Here is a 16686-nt window from a genome sequence, read left to right as displayed (position 1 = left end):
GGACCGTCTGTACCCGGTGTGGTCATCGCGCCTGGTACTTCGCCGTGTCCGGACCGGTGTATCCGCTCTTGACCAGTTCCAGGCCGCCCTCGGCGCCCTTGGACGGCTTCAGGATGAAGGTCTCGGTGGAGGGGGAGACGCCCGGCTTGGAGAAGTCCAGCGGCACGGTGGTCTGCTGGGTGTCGTAGGAGCCCTTCTGCCGGAACGCCTTGGACAGGCCCTCCCTGCTGAGGTCCTTGTTCTCGCACGCCTGGGTGATGGCCTGGTCCATCACGCTGGCCGCCGCGTAGCCGAGGGTGACCCAGAGGCTGGGGGTGATCGACTTCTCGCCGGACTTGGCGTACAGGTTCCTGACCTGCTCCGGACCGGCGCCCTCGCCGGCGAACGGCGCGGCCGAGCCGACCACGAGCATGTTCTTCTCCATGGCCGTGCCCGCGCCGGTGGTCAGCGACTCGGGGGAGAAGCCGGGGGCGGCGGCCACGATCGGCACGTCCAGGCCCTCGACGTCGGCGACGGCCGCCGCGGAGGAGACCTGCCGCCCGGACGCGCTCACGAACAGCGCCTTGACGCCCGCGTCGGCCATCTTCTTGACCTGGCCGGAGAGGTCGCTGACCGTCGGGTCGATCTGCTGGCCGACAACGGACATGCCGTTGGCCTCCGCGGCGAAGGTGGCCCCCGCCAGGCCGGGCTCTCCGTAGTCGCCCTTGAGGTAGATGTAACCGATCTTGTCGCCCTTGGCCAGCTTGTTCTCCTCGATCAGGTAGCCGACCGCGTTCACCATCTCGATGTCGTAGGTGGTGCCGGGGATGATGATGGACTCGCTGTCCTTGACGCTGGGGGACCAGCCCATCGACACCGCGAGCACCTTGTCCTGCTCCAGCTTGGGCAGCACGGCCAGGGTGGTCGGCGAGCCGACGGTGATCTGCAGGGCCAGGACCTGCTGGGCCATGTCCGAGTACAGCGACACCGCCTTCTGCGGGTCATAGCCGTGGTCGCGGGTCACCAGGTTGACCTTGCGGCCGTCGCAGACGCCGCCCGCGGCGTTCTTGGCGTCCCAGTAGAGCTTCACCCCGAGGTTCTGCTGCTTGTCGATCGCGGCGAACGGCCCGGTGATGTCGGTGAGCAGGCCCAGGTTGATGCTGGAGGCGTCCACACCGGGCCCCGTGGGCATGCCACCGGAGTCCTCAGCGCTGGTCTCGGCCTTGCTGGAGCAGGCGGCCACGGTGGTGATTGCGAGGGTGGCCACGCTCAGCGCGGCGGCCATACGGAGCGTGCGGGATGGCATGCGTCCCCTTTCGTGCCGGTACGGGTCCGCGTCCCGTCGGAGACGCGTGGCCGCGGGGCAGTAGAGATCACGAGGTGGTCGTGGGGAGAGGGCAACCGGCAACCGATATTCGGTCACACTGTGCGACTATCGTGCTGTGGCCCATCTGGCGTGTCAAGAGGATGGCCGAATGGCAACGGGAATGATGCGGGGGCGGCGAAACGGCCGTTTCGCCGCCCCCGGGGGAGTGGGGAAGGAAGGTCAGTCGGCGGCGGCGCGGATCTCGCGCACGGCGCGCAGGGCTTCGGCGGGTTCCATCCGGGTCCGGTAGTTCATCGTCACGTGCCGGGCGCGCACGATGCCGGAGGTGTCCAGCACGAACGTCGCGGGCACCGGCAGGCTCCACCGGCCGTCGGGCTGCTGGCGGGCGAGCGCGGCGGCGGTGGCGTCCAGCAGGTGCGGCTTGATCTTCTCGGGCAGCTCGAACTTCACCCGGTAAGCCGCCATCACCTCCTGCTCGGCGTCGGACAGCACGTCATAGGCCAGGTCGTGCTTCTCCTGCATGGACAAAGCGTCGTCGGGCAACTGCGGGCTCACCGCCACCAGCCGGGCCCCCGCCTCCCGGAACTCGGGCAGAACCGCCTGGTAGGCGGCCAGCTCAAGGTTGCAGTACGGGCACCAGGAGCCGCGATAGAAGATCAGGACGACCGGCCCCTCCGCGAGCCGGTCGGAAAGCCGTACCTTGGACCCCAGGGCGTTGGGCAGCACGAAGTCGGGGGCCTTCTCCCCGACCTCCACCCCCGGGACGAGACCGGCGGCCTCGATCTCGGCGAACGCCTCGTTGATGGCCTGCTTGGCCTCCTCGGGCCGCTGTACCGAGGCGGCCTTGGCGGCGAGGATCTCGTTGAGCGATTGCACGGCACCATCTCCTTAACCGTTATCCGGTTGCCGTATTCGTAGTTCGAGCGCTTGTGTTAGGCGCATCCTCGGAAGCCACCCGGGCCACTGTCAAGACGCCAAGGGGTGCGCTAGGGTGAAAGTTACCGATATATGGTGAGCTTAACCGTTAATCGAGCGCAGGTGAGGTGGTCGGAACATGGCTGAGCGGGAGCTGCTCACCGTCCCCATCGGGACGGCGGCCGCGGCCTCGGAGGTCTACTCCGGGGTGGCGCGGATGGCCGGGGTCTTGTGGTGCTCGCGGGTACGCGCGAACCCCGGACGGCGTGCCGACACCGCCGTGGTGGTGGTCCATCCCTCCTCCAACTTCCTCGGCCACTACGCCCTGGCCGCGTGGGCCGAGCGCGGCGTGGACGCGGTGGCCATGACGACCCGCTACCTGGGCAACGACTCGGTGCTGCTGCTGGAGAACTGCGTACTCGACATCGCCTCCGTCATCACCCACCTGCGCGCGGAGGGATACGAGAAGGTCGTCCTGGCCGGCAACTCCGGCGGCGGCGGCCTGGTGGCCCTCTACCAGGAGCAGGCCCGCAATCCCAGCATCACTGCCGCGCCCTACGGCGGCGGCCCCGACCTGACCAAGGCCCACCTGCCCCCCGCCGACGCCCTGGTCATGCTGATGGCCCACCCCGGCCGGGCCAACCTGCTGGTCGAATGGCTCGACCCCGCCGTACGCGACGAGGACGACCCCTTCGACCGCGACCCCGAGCTGGACATGTTCGCCGCGCACAACGGCCCCCCGTACGCGGCGGAGTGGCTGGCCCGCTACCGCGCGGCGCAGCGGGCGCGCAACGACCGGATCACCGACACGGTGATCGCCAAGCTGGACGAGCTGGCCGAGCGCAGCGACGGCAAGGTCACCGACCTGCCCATCAGGATCCACGCCACCTGCGCCGACCCGCGCAACGTGGACCTGTCCATCGACCCCTCCGACCGCGCGCCCGGCACGCTGTGGGGCGAGCCGTACGAGGCCAACCTGCGGCCCACCACCCTCGGCCACCTGACCAGCCTGCGCTCATGGCTGTCCCAGTGGTCCATCCGGACCTCGCACGGCGACGGCCCGGCCCGGCTCGCGTCCGTTGACGTCCCCGTCCACGTCATCTACGGCACCGCCGACCAGGCGTGCTTCCCCTCCCACGCCCGCCAGTTGCACGACGCGGTCCCGCACGACAACAAGCTGCTCACCGCGGTGGAGGGCGGCCGGCACTACCTCAACGGCCAGCCGGAGCTGACCGCCGTCATGGCCGACGCCCTGATCGGCTGGATTGGAAAGGTCCTGTGAGCCGTCCGACGATCACCGACCTGAGCACGTCCTGGGTGCGCGTCCCGCTCGGCGCGGGACGCGGCGGCTCCGGCGCCACCCAGGTCGATCTGCTGCACGTCACCCTCACCGACGACGAAGGCGCCACCGGCACCGGCTTCACCTACGCCCTGACCGGGGGCGCCGAGGCCCTGTACGCCCTGCTCACCGGCCTGATCAAGGAGAAGGCCGAGGGCACCGAACTGGACGCCTGGCCGCGCCGCTGGCACGAGATCGCCGCCGCGACCCGCAGGCTGGGCAGGGGGGTGGCGCTGCCCGCGCTGTCGGCCGCCGACATCGCCGTGTGGGACCTGTGCGCCCGCCGCGCCGGCCTGCCCCTCTACCGGTTCATCGGCGCGCACACCGACACCGTCCCGGTGTACGGCAGCGGCCGTTCCACCCACGCGATGTCGGTGGACGAGCTGATCGAGGGCTCGCGCACGTACGTCGCCGAAGGCTACGACGCGGTCAAGCTGCGGGTGGGCGCCCGCCGCGCGGAGGAGGACGTGGCCCGGGTACGGGCCGTGCGCGAGGCGCTGGGCGACGGCCTGCGGATCATGGTCGACTGCAACGAGCGGCTGGACCTGCCCACCGCGGTGTGGCTCGGCCGCCGCCTCGACGACCTGGGCGTCTACTGGATGGAAGAGCCGCTGCCCGCCGATGACCTGGCCGGGCACGCCCAGCTCGCCACCCGCCAGGGCGTCCCCGTCGCGGTCGGCGAGCACCTGCACGGCCGCCACGAGTTCGCGAACTACCTGCGCGAGGGCGCCGCGTCCGTGCTGCAACCCGACGTGCCGCTGTGCGGCGGCGTCACCGAATGGCTGCGGATCAGCGCGGTGGCCGAGGTCTTCGGCGCCGTGCTCACCCCGCACTTCCTGCCGGAACTGCACGTCAACCTGGCGGCGGCCGTCCCCAACTGCGCCTACATCGAGCACTTCCCGCTGATCGACGAAGTGCTCGCCGAGACGCTGCCGATCAGCGGAGGCGTGGCGGCCCCGCCGGACCGTCCCGGCCACGGCATGCTGTGGGACACCGCCGCGCTGGACCGCCTGCGGCACGCCTGAGCGACCACCACCAAGACGAGGAGCACACAAGTGTCCAAGCCATTCGCCTCCACCGCCGACACCGAGGAGAAGCCGGAGATCCTGGAGGTCCTGGCCGACGGCGTATACGCCCTGACCACGGGCGGCGACCCCAACGTGGGCGCCATCGAGGGAGAGGACTTCCTGGTCTGCTTCGAGGCCCGCGCCACCCCGGTGATGGCCGAGCGCTGGCTTGAGCGGCTGCGCGAGCACACCGACAAGCCGGTCAGGTACCTGGTCCTTTCGCACTACCACGCGGTACGTGTGCTCGGGGCCGCCGGATTCGACGCGCAGGAGATCATCACGCACACCGAGACCAGGCGGCTCATCACCGAGCGCGGCAAGGAGGACTGGGACGTCGAGTTCGGCCGGATGCCGCGGCTGTTCGCCGGGCACGAGACCATCCCCGGCCTCACCTGGCCCACCGTCACCTTCGACGACCACCTGTCGATCGAGCTGGGCGGCGACCGCGGCACCGTCGAACTGGCCTGGGCGGGCAACGGGCACACCTCCGGCGACATCTACGCCTACGTGCCCAAGTCCAAGGTCCTGTTCGCCGGCGACCTGGTGGAGAACGGCTCGGCCGTCTACACCGGCGACGCCTACCACCAGGAGTGGATGACCACCACCCTGGACCGGGTCAAGGCGCTGGACGTGGACATCCTCGTCGGCGGCCGTGGCGAGATCGCCCACGACCGCGCCGCCTCCCAGCGGGCCATCGAGCTGACCCGCGACTTCCTCAGCACGCTGCTGGGCGCGGTGGAGAAGATCAAGACGCGTGGCGGCACGGTCGAGCAGGCGTACGTGGCGGCCCGTGAGGCGCTGCTGCCCGTCTACGGCGGCATGCCGGTGTTCGAGCACGCCATGGTCTTCGACACCTGGCGGGCCTGGGAAGAACTCGACGGAAGCGGCCCGGGCATCTGGACCCCGGAGCGCGACCGCGAGGTCTGGGACCGCCTGACCGGCTGAACCCGGCGCGGGTCGCTCAGGGCGTCTGGCGGGGCAGGCCGGGCGGGTTGATCTCCGACCTGGGGATCGCCTCGTTGGCCAGCCCCCAGCGGTCGAGCACCTGCGCGTACTTCCCGTTCTTGATGACCGTGGCCAGCGCCTCCTGCAGCGGCCCGACCAGCCCGTTGTCCTTCTTGGTCATGGCGGCGATGAGCCCCTGCAGGTCCGGCCCGGCCCCGGAGAATGTGCCCACCAGCCGGGAGTCGCCGCTGACGGCGACGTTGTAGGCGAGCGTCGGGTTGGGCCCGAAGTACGCCTGGACCCGGCCGGACCTCAGCGCCAGCATCACATCACCGTACTTCTCGTAGTAAAGGATCTCCGCGGCCTTGCGGCCGGCCGCCTTGTTCTGCCGGTCCCAGTCCAGCAGCACCTTCTCCTGGTTGGTGCCCGCGCCGACCGAGACGCGCAGCCCGGCGATGTCGGCGGCCTGGGCGATCTTCTTGATCGGGCTGTTGGCGGCGACCTGCCAGGCGAGCTGGTCGATCCGGTAGGTGGCGAAGTCGTAGATGTCCTTGCGCTCCTCGGTGACGGTGACGTTGTTGAACACCGCCTCGTACTTGCCGGACTTGGCCGCCAGGAACAGGTTCTCCCAGGAGGTGGTCTCCGGCGCCAACTCCAGGCCGAGCACGTCGGCCACGAGCTGCGCGATGTCGGTCTCCACGCCGATCACCGTTGTGTCGTCGGTGGCCGGGAACACCAGGGGCGGGGTGCCCTCGCCGTTGAAGCCGACGGCGAGCTTGCCGTCGGCGGCGATGTCCTTGGGCACCTTGGCCGCGATGGCCGCGACCTTCTCGGCGCGGATCCGGTTCTGCTCGGGTCCGAGGTTGATCGCCTTCCCGGAGACCTTGGGGGCGGCGCCGGCCGGGGACTGGACGGTGGGCTCCGCGCCGCACGCGACGGCCGCGGCGAGGAGCAGGAGCGCGGGCGCGGCGAAGACCCGGGCGGGCGGTGTGCGCATGTGTCGTTCCTTCTGGTTCAGAGCAGCTTGCTGCTTTACAGGACCTTGCCGATGAAGGCGCGGGTGCGGTCGTGGACGGGGGAGTCGAGCACCTGGGCGGGCGGGCCGATCTCGACGACCCGCCCAGCGTCCATGAAGGCCACGGTGTCGGCCACCTCGCGGGCGAAGCCGACCTCGTGGGTGACCACGATCATCGTGGTCCCGCCGCGGGCCAGGTCCTTGATCACGTCCAGGACCTCGCCCACCAGTTCGGGGTCGAGCGCGGAGGTCGGCTCGTCGAACAGCAGCAGCTTGGGGGACAGCGCCAGCGCCCTGGCGATGGCCACGCGCTGCTGCTGCCCGCCCGACAGCGTCCTCGGGTAGGCGTCGGCCTTGTCGGCCAGGCCGACCCGCGCCAGCAGCCGCTCGACCAGCGGCTCGACCTCCGAGCGGGGCCGGCGCTGGGCCGAGAGCGGTGCCTCCATCAGGTTCTGCCGTACCGTGAGGTGCGGGAACAGGTTGAACGCCTGGAAGACGAAGCCGATCTGGGTGCGCTGCCGCAGTACCTCCCGCTCGGGCAGCTCGTGCAGCCGGTCACCGGCCTGCCGGTACCCGAGCAGCCGCCCGTCCACCCGGACCGACCCGCTGTCCACCTTCTCCAGGTGGTTGATCGTGCGCAGCAGCGTGGACTTCCCCGATCCCGACGGGCCGAGGATCACCAGGACCTGCCCCTTGTTCACGTCGAGGTCGACGCCGCGCAGCACGTGCAGCGTGCCGAAGCTCTTGTGCACGCCGCGCAGTTCCACCACGGGGCTCATCGGCGTCCCCTTCCGTAGTGGCGCTCGACGTAGTATTGGACGATCGACAGGACGGTGGTCAGCGCCAGGTACCAGATGGCCGCGACCAGCAGCAGGGCCATCACCCGGCCGTTGCGGTTGTAGATCACCTGCACCTGGTAGAACAGCTCGGGCAGCGCCATGATGTAGACCACCGAGGTGCCCTTGACCAGGCCGATGATCTCGTTTCCCGCGTTCGGCACGATGGTCCGCATGGCCTGCGGCAGGATGATCCGGAAGAGCCGCCGCGCCCGCGGCAGCCCCAGCGCCGCCGCCGCCTCCCGCTGCCCGGGATCGACCGACAGCAGTCCGCCGCGGACGATCTCGGCGGCGTAGGCGGCCTGGTGCAGGGCCAGCCCGAGCGCCGCCGCGGTCAGCGGCCCGATCAGGTCCATGGTGCCGAAGTCGAAGAACTCCGGCCCGAACGGCACGCCGACCGACAGCCGCGGGTACAGCAGCGCCAGGTTGTACCAGAACAGCAGTTGCAAGATGAGCGGCACCGACCGGAACAGCCACACGTATCCCCAGGCCACCGAGGACAGCAGCCGGTTGTCCGAGAGCCGCATCAGCGCCAGGACCGTGCCGAGCGCGAAGCCGAGCCCGATGCCCAGCGCGGTCAGTTGCAGGGTGACCAGTACCGAGCGCAGCACCGAGGGCGCGAACAGGTACAGCCGGACGACTTCCCACTCCCAGGCGGGATTGGTGATGAGGGCGCTGGCGACCATCGCCAGCACCACGAGGACACCGGCCGCGGCCACCCACCGCAGCGGGCGCCGCGCCGTCACCACCACCAAGGGCCGCTCCGGCTCTTGGAGGGAGGGCGTCTTCACCTCGGACAGCGTCACGAGGGGCCTCCAGTAGGGATCACGAAACTCGCTCCTCAGCGCGGAGAACTAGGGTGCCGACCGGGATCTCGTGATCAGTGACATGCACGGACGACGGGGCCGCGGTCTGCGCGCGGGCGTCTGGTCAGGTTCGCGGCCTGGCTCATGACCATGAAGCTACGAGCCCGCTCCCACAAAGTCAATATTTCCTACTTGATATATAGGTTTTCGGTCGAGTCGGACGCCGAGTCGGACCCGGGCCTGCGTGCAGGAATGTTCGTCGCGATACATCGCTTGATGGGTAATGATGTAAGCAGACTTGTGTCGATTCCCCCGAGGAGGGCGGACATGGACGCCTACTCCCAGATCGTCTCCTCCGTCGCCGCCCGGTTGCTGCCCAAGGTGGCCAGTCTGCGCACCGAGCGGGGCAGCGGTTCCGCGGTGGTGTTCACCAGCGACGGGTTCCTTTTGACCAACGCCCACGTGGTCGGGAGAGCACGGGCGGGGACCGTCGCCTTCGCTGACGGCATCTCCGGCGACTTCGCGGTGGTCGGCACCGACCCGCTGTCGGACCTGGCCGTGGTACGGGCCGAGGGCGCGACGCCCGAGCCCGCGGAGCTGGGCGACAGCGACGGCCTCGTCGTCGGGCAGTTGGTGGTGGCGGTCGGCAACCCGCTCGGGCTGACCGGCTCGGTGACCGCGGGCGTGGTGTCGGCGCTCGGGCGCTCGCTGCCCGCGCGCAGCGGCTCGGCCGTACGCCTGATCGAGGACGTCATCCAGACCGACGCCGCGCTCAACCCCGGCAACTCCGGCGGCGCGCTGGCCGACGCCGAGGGCAAGGTGGTCGGGATCAACACCGCGGTGGCGGGCGTCGGGCTGGGGCTGGCCGTGCCGGTGAACACCACCACGCGTTCGATCATCGCCGCGCTGATGCGCGACGGGCGGGTCCGCCGCGCCTACCTGGGACTGGTCACCTCGCCCGCGCCGGTGCCCGACCACCTGCACCGGCACACCGGCCGGAGCACGGCGCTGCGGGTGATGGAGGTGGTGCCGGGCAGCCCGGCCGCGCGGGCCGGGCTGCGTGCGGGCGACCTGGTGCTGAACGCCGGACGGCAGGCGGTCGATGACGCCCAGAGCCTGCAACGGCTGATGTTCGCCGAGGCCATCGGCCGCCCGCTGCCGATCACCGTGCTGCGTAACGGCGCCCTGGTGGACGTGATCGCCGAGCCGGTGGAACTGGGGCCGCTGTCACAGCTCTGAGGCGGCGGGCCCGGCCGGCGTCCGCGGCCGGGAGCGGCCCGCGCCGGACACCGGCTCGGGCCGGAGCTGCTCGGCCGCCGCCGCGCCGGGCTCGGGCCCGAGGTCCGGCGCGGCGGCGGCCCTGCGCGTGTCGAGCAGCTTGGCCAGCAGCTCCTCCCACTGTTCGCCGATCACCGCGCCGTCGTACTTGCGGGCCGTCGCCAGGGCGGCCTGGCCCAGGCGGCGGCGCAGCTCCTCGTCCTCGATGACCTCGCACAGCCGCTCGGCCAGGTTTTCGGGGGTGCGCGGCTTGACCATCAGCGCGTCGTGCCGGTCGGTCAGCATCTCGCGCGGGCCGTGCGGGGAGTCGAAGCTGACAATGGCCAGGCCCTTGCTCATCGCCTCCAGGATCGTCATGGGGAAGCCCTCGTGCCGGGAGGTCATTGCGAAGATCGACGCCTCCTGCAGTGCCGCGCCGACGTCGGAGACCGGGCCCATCAGGAAGGCGCTGTCGCGCAGCCCGCGATCACGGATCTCGGCGGCGAGGTTGTCCTGCTGGTTGCCCGCGCCGTAGATGCGCAGCGTCCAGTCGGGGTGGGTGGCGGAGACCTGCTCCCAGGCGGCCAGCAGCTTGTGGAAGCCCTTGACCCTGGTCAACCGGCCCACCGCCACGACGGTCTTACCGGTGAGCGTGGACGGCCCGCCGGACAGCGGCGGCAGCGCGTTGGGGATGCGGGTCAGCACCCGCGGCTTGCGGCGCAGCGCCGTGCGGTAGTCGGAAAGGTCGGCCTTGGTCAGGGCGACCAGCGCGTCCAGCATGGGGTAGCGCCGCTTGAGCAGCGCCTGCACGGGCTGGGCGTGGCTGCTCAGCCCGACATGCTCCTGCCCGATGGTGATGGCCCCCGGGTGGGCGAAGCGGGCGGTGACGAGATTGAGGCCCGGACGGGTGGCGATCACCACACCGGACGTCTGGTTGCGCAGATAGCGGACCAGGAGCAGGTCGGTCCACATGGTGAAGCGGTGGGAGGCCGCCTCCTCCTTGGGGATCAGCCTGCTCGGCCTGCTGGACAACAGGCGGCGCAGCGGCCCGCCCGGGCCGTCGCCCAGGCGATCGTCGAGATAGCTGATCCGGACCCCCTCCGGAATCTCGAAGAAGGGCTCCTCCGCCTCGCGCAGCACGCTGACGATCTCGACATCGTGCGTGGCGGCGAGCTGTCCCGCCAGGTTGATGACGGTCCTGATGGTCCCGCCCATGCCGTTTGCGTGCAGCAGTAAAATCCGGATGTCACGAATCTGCGGCGGCGGGGCCTTTCGCGCCCGGCGCCTGTCGGACGCCTCCAGCAGACGTACCGCCCCCCGCGCAATAGCTGTGCGCACAGCCGGAAACCCCCTCTGCTCATGGACCACCGCGTTCCTCTTCCGGTACACGGCGGGCTGAAACATCAGCCGGTGGTGATTTCCGTGTCACCACCGCCCTTCCGAAACCCGAAATGCCGGACTAGAACGAGAGCCCCCGATCCGTCCTGCGACCCATTAGACGCTTTGCGGTAGGGAAAACGTTGCTTTGCCGTCACAAAACCTCGCTAGGTGATCAGGCCGGGACGCACGGAGATCATCCATGGGCAGGCGAGAGCCGCCCCCGGCGGGTGCCGGGGGCGCTCAGCGCCAGGTCAGGGCAGGGTCAGGGCAGGGTCAGGGCCGGGTCAGCTGCGCGGGGGCAGCGGCGGGACGGTGAGCCGGGGGCGGTCGGCCGGGTCGGGGGTGTGCGGGGGATGGGCCGCAAGGCGCTCCAGCGCGACCTCGATCGCCTTGTCGAGCTGGGTGTCCACACCGCGGGCGTAGTCCTGCGGGGTGATGTCGATCTCGATGTCGGGGTCGGTCCCGTAGTTCTCCACCCGCCAGCCGACGTCGTCGAAGGCGAAGGAGAACTCCGGCTGGGTGGTGACCGTGCCGTCGGCCAGCCAGTGGCGCGGCCAGATCCCGATGACCCCGCCCCAGGTCCGCTTGCCGATCAGGGGGCCGAGGCCGAGCAGCTTGAAGGTGTGGCTGAAAATGTCGCCGTCCGATCCGGCCCACTCGTTGGTGACGGCGACCAGCACGCCCCTGGGGGACTCGCGCGGGTAGGGCTCGGGCACCCCCCAGCGCGGATAGTCGTAGCCGATCCGGCGGCGGGCCAGCTTCTCCAGCAGTAGTGCCGAGACGTTGCCGCCGCCGTTGAAGCGCACGTCCACGATCAGGCCCTCGCGGTCGAACTCGGCCAGGAACCCGCGATGGAACTCGGCGTACCCTTCGGCGCCCATGTCCGGGATGTGCAGGTAGCCGATCCGCCCGCCGGTGCGCTCGTGGGTGCGGGCCCGGTTGGCGGTCACCCAGTCGCGGTAGCGGCCGGGCTGCTCGTACGACAGCGCCTTGACGGTGACCGTGCGCGGAGACTCCTCGCCGCGGCGGACGGTGAGCTGCACCTCCTCGCCCGCCTGGTTGACCAGCCGCTCGGCCGGGGTGGCCGCGGGGCCCACCGGCTGGCCGTTGACCGCCAGCACGGCATCGCCCGGACGCAGATTGACACCAGGGCGGTTGAGCGGAGAGGTGGCCTCGGCGTCCCACGGGTCGCCGTCCACGATGGCGGCGATGCGGTAGACGCCGTCGTCGTAGGTCCAGTCCACGCCGAGCTTGCCCTGCCAGTAGTGCGGGCGGCTGCGGTACTCGCCGCCCATCTCGTAGGCGTGTGAGGTGCCCAGCTCGCCGAGCAGTTCCCACAGCAGGTCGGAGAACTCCCCGCGGGTGCCGATCCGGTCCACCAGCGGCAGGTAACGGTCATAGACGCCGTCCCAGTCGACCCCGGCCATGTCCTCGGTCCAGAAGTGCTCGCGCTGCAGCCGCCACGCCTCGCGGAACATCTGCCGCCATTCGGCCCCGGGGCGGATCGAGACCTTGACGCGGGACAGGTCGATCCAGCCCGCCGAGCGGGTCGCGCCCTCTCCGCCGGAGGGCTCCTCACCGGCCTTGACCACGCGCAACCGGCGGCCTGCCCGGTAGAGCAGGGTGGTGTTGTCCCGGCCCAGCAGGAAACCGCTGAGGTCCCTGGTCAAGACCTCGCTCGTCTGCTTCTCGAAGTCGTAGACGTGCAGGGTGCCGGAGGTGGACTCGGCGAACTCGTCGCCGCGGCGGCCCTCGACGGGGTACGAGGCGAAGATCGCCTTGCCGCTGATCCCGGCGATCTGGGTGTACCGGGCCTCCGGCACGGGGAAGGCGATGATCCGGCGGTCCAGGCCCTCGGTGTCGATGGTCAGCGTCTCCTTGGCGGCCTCCTTGGCGGGCTCCTCGGCGGGCTCCTCGGCGGGCTCCTCGGCGGGCTCCTCGGCGGGCTCGGGCTGGGAGTCGGGCTTGCCCTCCTCTTTGGTCTCGTCCTTCGATTCGTCCTTGGCCTCGTCCTTGTTCTCGTCCTTGCCGCCGTCGCCCTTGCCGAGCGGGCGCGGCTCGGGCACGAACGGTGAGCCCACGTCGGAGCGCAGCGCGATCGCGTACGGCCGGCGGCCGAGCGGGAACCCCAGGTCGAAGTGGAGCGAATCGCGTACCGGGTTGAACACCCGGTAGCCGATGAAGTAGAGGTAGCGCCCCTCGGGGTCGAAGGACGGGCTGGTGTCGTAGAGCACCGGCCGGGTGGCGGCGAACGACTGCCCGCTTTGCGTGTCGTACAGCTTGATGGCGCTGGTCTGCGGGCCCGCCGGGCAGGAGTAGGCCAGCCAGCGCCCGTCGGCCGACCAGGCCGGGTCCTCGATCCGGTCGAAGGCGTTGCGCTCGATGGTGGTCAGCGCGGGCTCCTCGCCGGTCAGGTCGATCAGCAGCAGCTCGTTGCGGTGGTTGGTGAGCGCCACCCGGTCGTGCTTGGGGGAGACCTCCAGCTCGATGGCCCGGCCGGTGTCGAGCGCGTCCAGGCGTACCGGCTGCTCCGCGCCGTCGGCGGTGAGCAGCACCAGCACCTCGCGGTCGCCGTCGTCGCTGGCCGCCGCGATCAGCCGCTCGCCGTCGTTGAGCCAGTTCAGCAGCCGGTAGCGGACCCCGTCGGGGGCGCCGTGCTGGCGGACCGGCCCCTCCCAGTTGGCGAAGGAGAACGCCTTGCCGCGGGTGGTGATGGCGAGGCCGCTGCCGTCGGGGCTGAGCGTGGCGCTGTCCAGGTAGCTCTCGGCGGACACGAACCTGCGGTTGCGCTGGGTACGTGAGCTGCCCAGCCGTACCTCCACCTGGCGGGACTCGCCCTCGGCGGGGTCGAGCAGGTACAGCTCCCCCCCCGCGTGGTAGACCAGCCTGGTGCCGTCGCCGGACAGGTTGCGCGCGTAATAGTCGGCGTGGTCGGTGTGGCGGCGCAGGTCGTCGCCGGCGGGGGTGCAGGAGTAGACGTTGCCGACGCCCTCGTGGTCGGACAGGAAGTAGATCCGATCGCCCGCCCAGCAGGGCGCGGCGAGGTTGCCGGCCAGCGCGACCAGCCTGGAGAACTCGCCTTCGCCCGCCCGGTCGATCCACAGGTCGCCGACCGTGCCGCCGCGGTAGCGCTTCCAGCGGGCCGGGTCGGCGGTGTTGCGGCCGAGCACGGTCGCGCCGCCGGGGCCGTACGTGATCGTGTTCGCCGGTCCGTACGGCAGCCGCCGCGGCGGCCCCTCCGCCCCGGGGACCACGGCGTGCAGCCACTTCAGCCGCCCGAACGGCTGGCCCGCGTCGCTGGCGTAGACGATCGCGTCGTCCTGCCAGCCGGTGACCGTCGAACGGGATCCGTGGAACGTGATGCGGGTGGCGTCACCGCCTTCGGCCGGCATCACGTAGACCTCCTCCGGGCCCTCCTCACGACCGACGAAGGCCAGTCGTTCGCCGTCGGGGGAGAACCTCGGATATCCGGCCTCGGCGACTCCGGCGGTCAGCCGGAAGGCCCGCCCACCCTCGGCCGGCACCATCCACAGATCGTCCTCCGCGGCGAAGACCACCGCGTCACGAAAAATCGTCGGAAACCGTACGTACGCTGGCATACATCCCTCTCCGGTCGCGTGATCGCCCAACTTATCCTCGCATTCCTGCGAACAGTCGAATGTGGCGTTCTCGCAGAGGAGATGGACGGGAATCCGGGGTCTCGCCCCCGCGCCGGGCGGCTTTGCGGGCGTATATCCCGATCGTTCGTTTTGGGCCGCTCGACGGGCGGGGCCTTCACATCGGGGAGCCGTGGTCGTCCAGGGCGGCCGGGAGCGGCCGGGTGTGCAGTACGTCCAGCCGGGACACCGCGCGGGTGAGGGCGACGTAGAGGCGGTTGCCGCCGCGGGTCTCGGCCTCGGCGACGGCGGCGGGCTCGGCGAGGATCACGTGGTCGTATTCGAAGCCCTTGACCAGGGTCGCGGGTACGGCGGTGACCTGCGCGCCTGCGGTGCCGTCCGCACCGTCCAGGGTGGCGACCTCGATGCCCTCGGCCCGCAGCCGCTCCACCAGTGGTACGACGTCGGCGGCGATCACGCCGATGGAGCCCTCATGGCGTCGCGCGTCGCGCACCGCCGCCACGACCGCTTCCGCGAGGTCCGGCACCCGGCGGACGCGCAGCATGCCGTCCGAACGCAGCGAGCGGGTCTGCGGCACGTCGGCGTCCAGCGTGGCGAGCAGCCGGTTGGCCAGCGCCACCACGGCGGCGGGCACGCGGAACCCGGTGGTCAGGGCGATCACGGCGGCCTCCGGCTTGCCCAGGTGGGTCAACGCGTCGGGCCAGCGCCGCGCCGCCCACGGCGTGGTGGCCTGCGCGAGGTCGCCGAGCACGGTGATCGAGCCGTGCTCGCTGCGCCTGGCGATGGCCCGGCACTGCATCTGGGACAGGTCCTGGGCCTCGTCCACGATCACGTGCCCGTAGCCCTGCTCGCGTTCCAGCAGCCCGGCCACCTCGTCGAGCAGGACGATGTCGGCCTCCGACCAGCGGGCGCTCTTGTGGCCGCGCGGCGGGCGGGTCCACAAGATGGCCTTCTGCTCGCCGGGGGTCAGCGTGCCGTCCGCCGCCCGGGCCAGCGCGTCGGCGTCGGTGAGCACTTCGGCGACCACCTCCTCGGCGCGTACGGCGGGCCAGACCTCGTCGGCGAACCCGATGATCGAGCGGCGCATCCGCTTGACCCAGGCGGCGTTCGGCGTCTGCCCCCGCGACTCGGCCCGCTGCTGGAGCAGCGACACCAGCCGGGAGATCACCCGCTCGCGTCCCACCAGGTACGGCACCGCCTCGCGGCGGGTGTCGTCCACCACGCGCCGCAGGTCGTACTCGTCGATCCGCCACCGGTAGGAGCCGTCGGGCACGGCCAGGGTGCCGGACGGCTTGCCGACCCTGGCGTACAGCGCCCGGCGCAGCACCTTCGCCATCCGGGCGTCGTGCTTGACGACCGCCGCGTCCTCGCCGTCGTGGGCGCGGATCTCGCCCCGGTGCCGCAGCAGCCGTCCGACGGTGGTCTGTTCGACGTCCACCTCGCCGAGCGCGGGCAGCACCTGGGAGATGTAGCCGAGGAACGCCTGGTTCGGGCCCAGGACCAGCACACCGCCGTTGCGCAGCCGCTGCCGGTGCGCGTACAGCAGGTAGGCCGCGCGGTGCAGGCCGACGGCGGTCTTGCCGGTGCCGGGCGCGCCCTGGACGCAGATCGAGCCGGAGATCGGGGCGCGGACCAGCTCGTCCTGTTCGGGCTGGATGGTGGCGACGATGTCGCGCATCGGGCCCACGCGCGGGCGCTCGATCTCGGCGGTGACGATGCGGCTGGCCGCGGCGTCGCGCTCCTCGCCGCGGTCGAGGCGTTCGTCCTCGTAGCCGGTCAGTTCGGCCGAGTCGGTGGACCAGCCGAAGCGGCGGCGCACCGCGACGCCGCCGGGCTCGCGGGCGCTGGCGCGGTAGAAGGCCCTGGCGACGGGCGCGCGCCAGTCGATCACCACGGGCGGCTCGCCGGTCTCGCCGCTGAGGTGGCGCCTGCCGATGTAGTACTTGCGTGCGGCGTGGTCGCCCGCGTCCGCGCCGTAGTCCAGGCGGCCGAAGAACGGCGGGCCGTCCGGCTCCTCGCTCAGCTCCTTGGCCAGGCTCTTGAGATGATGCCCCAGTCGTTCGGCGCTGTAGCGGTCACCGGCCACGGTCTCGCCGACGATGACGTTGTGCCGGGCGCCGTCGAGCATCCGGCGTACGGCCTCCCGGCAACGTTCGACGTAGGCGCGCTCGGCGTCGAGCTCGTTCATGCAACCTCCTCTTAA

12 protein-coding genes are annotated in these 16686 nt (G+C 71.1%); 4 read left to right on the top strand and 8 right to left on the bottom strand.

The genetic code is table 11. The features are described from left to right. Nucleotides 1–22: 22 nt before the first annotated feature. Entirely contained in the window at nt 23–1285 is a 1263-nt protein-coding gene (locus tag DP939_RS33360) for an ABC transporter substrate-binding protein (protein ID WP_113984822.1), read from the bottom strand. Between the two features lie 240 nt (nt 1286–1525). Next, the gene (locus DP939_RS33355; RefSeq protein WP_113984821.1) at nt 1526–2182 is read right to left on the bottom strand and encodes a peroxiredoxin-like family protein; all 657 of its coding nucleotides are present in this window, start codon (nt 2180–2182) and stop codon (nt 1526–1528) included. A 178-nt stretch (nt 2183–2360) separates the two neighbouring features. On the opposite strand from DP939_RS33355, the gene DP939_RS33350 reads away from it, so the two are divergent. Genes DP939_RS33350 through DP939_RS33340 form a run of 3 tightly spaced genes read left to right on the top strand, consistent with a single transcriptional unit; the run spans nt 2361 to nt 5572 of the window. Next, nucleotides 2361–3503 (top strand): alpha/beta fold hydrolase, encoded by a 1143-nt coding sequence (locus DP939_RS33350; protein ID WP_113984820.1) that lies wholly within the window; start codon nt 2361–2363, stop codon nt 3501–3503. Then, entirely contained in the window at nt 3500–4585 is a 1086-nt protein-coding gene (locus tag DP939_RS33345) for a mandelate racemase/muconate lactonizing enzyme family protein (protein ID WP_158578833.1), read from the top strand. The genes DP939_RS33350 and DP939_RS33345 overlap by 4 nt, the downstream gene beginning before the upstream one ends. A 30-nt stretch (nt 4586–4615) precedes the next feature. After that, entirely contained in the window at nt 4616–5572 is a 957-nt protein-coding gene (locus DP939_RS33340) for an MBL fold metallo-hydrolase (RefSeq protein ID WP_113984818.1), read from the top strand. A 16-nt stretch (nt 5573–5588) separates the two neighbouring features. On the opposite strand, the gene DP939_RS33335 is transcribed toward DP939_RS33340, so the two are convergent. From DP939_RS33335 to DP939_RS33325, 3 genes are read right to left on the bottom strand one after another with little or no spacing between them, the layout of a single operon-like run. Next, on the bottom strand, nt 5589–6569 hold the full coding sequence (locus DP939_RS33335; protein ID WP_113984817.1) for an ABC transporter substrate-binding protein: 981 nt from the start codon (nt 6567–6569) through the stop codon (nt 5589–5591). Between the two features lie 35 nt (nt 6570–6604). Further along, complete coding sequence (locus DP939_RS33330; protein WP_113984816.1) at nt 6605–7366, bottom strand: amino acid ABC transporter ATP-binding protein; 762 nt, start codon at nt 7364–7366, stop codon at nt 6605–6607. After that, complete coding sequence (locus tag DP939_RS33325; RefSeq protein WP_225878656.1) at nt 7363–8229, bottom strand: amino acid ABC transporter permease; 867 nt, start codon at nt 8227–8229, stop codon at nt 7363–7365. Before DP939_RS33325 ends, DP939_RS33330 begins: the two co-directional genes overlap by 4 nt. 327 nt (nt 8230–8556) lie before the next feature. On the opposite strand from DP939_RS33325, the gene DP939_RS33320 reads away from it, so the two are divergent. Next, nucleotides 8557–9468 (top strand): S1C family serine protease, encoded by a 912-nt coding sequence (locus tag DP939_RS33320; RefSeq protein ID WP_199565582.1) that lies wholly within the window; start codon nt 8557–8559, stop codon nt 9466–9468. On the opposite strand, the gene DP939_RS33315 is transcribed toward DP939_RS33320, so the two are convergent. The 3 genes from DP939_RS33315 to DP939_RS33305 form a co-directional block, all read right to left on the bottom strand. Then, on the bottom strand, nt 9457–10701 hold the full coding sequence (locus tag DP939_RS33315) for a glycosyltransferase family 4 protein (protein ID WP_225878655.1): 1245 nt from the start codon (nt 10699–10701) through the stop codon (nt 9457–9459). The two genes, DP939_RS33320 and DP939_RS33315, sit on opposite strands and share 12 nt — an antisense overlap. A gap of 449 nt (nt 10702–11150) precedes the next feature. Beyond that, nucleotides 11151–14423, bottom strand: a complete 3273-nt coding sequence (locus DP939_RS33310; protein WP_225878654.1) for a S41 family peptidase — start codon at nt 14421–14423, stop codon at nt 11151–11153. A gap of 217 nt (nt 14424–14640) precedes the next feature. Beyond that, nucleotides 14641–16671 (bottom strand): HelD family protein, encoded by a 2031-nt coding sequence (locus tag DP939_RS33305; RefSeq protein ID WP_113984812.1) that lies wholly within the window; start codon nt 16669–16671, stop codon nt 14641–14643. Nucleotides 16672–16686 lie beyond the last annotated feature (15 nt).

Source organism: Spongiactinospora rosea, assembly GCF_003315795.1.
GTDB lineage: Bacteria > Actinomycetota > Actinomycetes > Streptosporangiales > Streptosporangiaceae > Spongiactinospora > Spongiactinospora rosea.
Note: the sequence above shows the minus strand (reverse complement) of the source record. Positions and strands in the feature narration are given on the sequence as shown.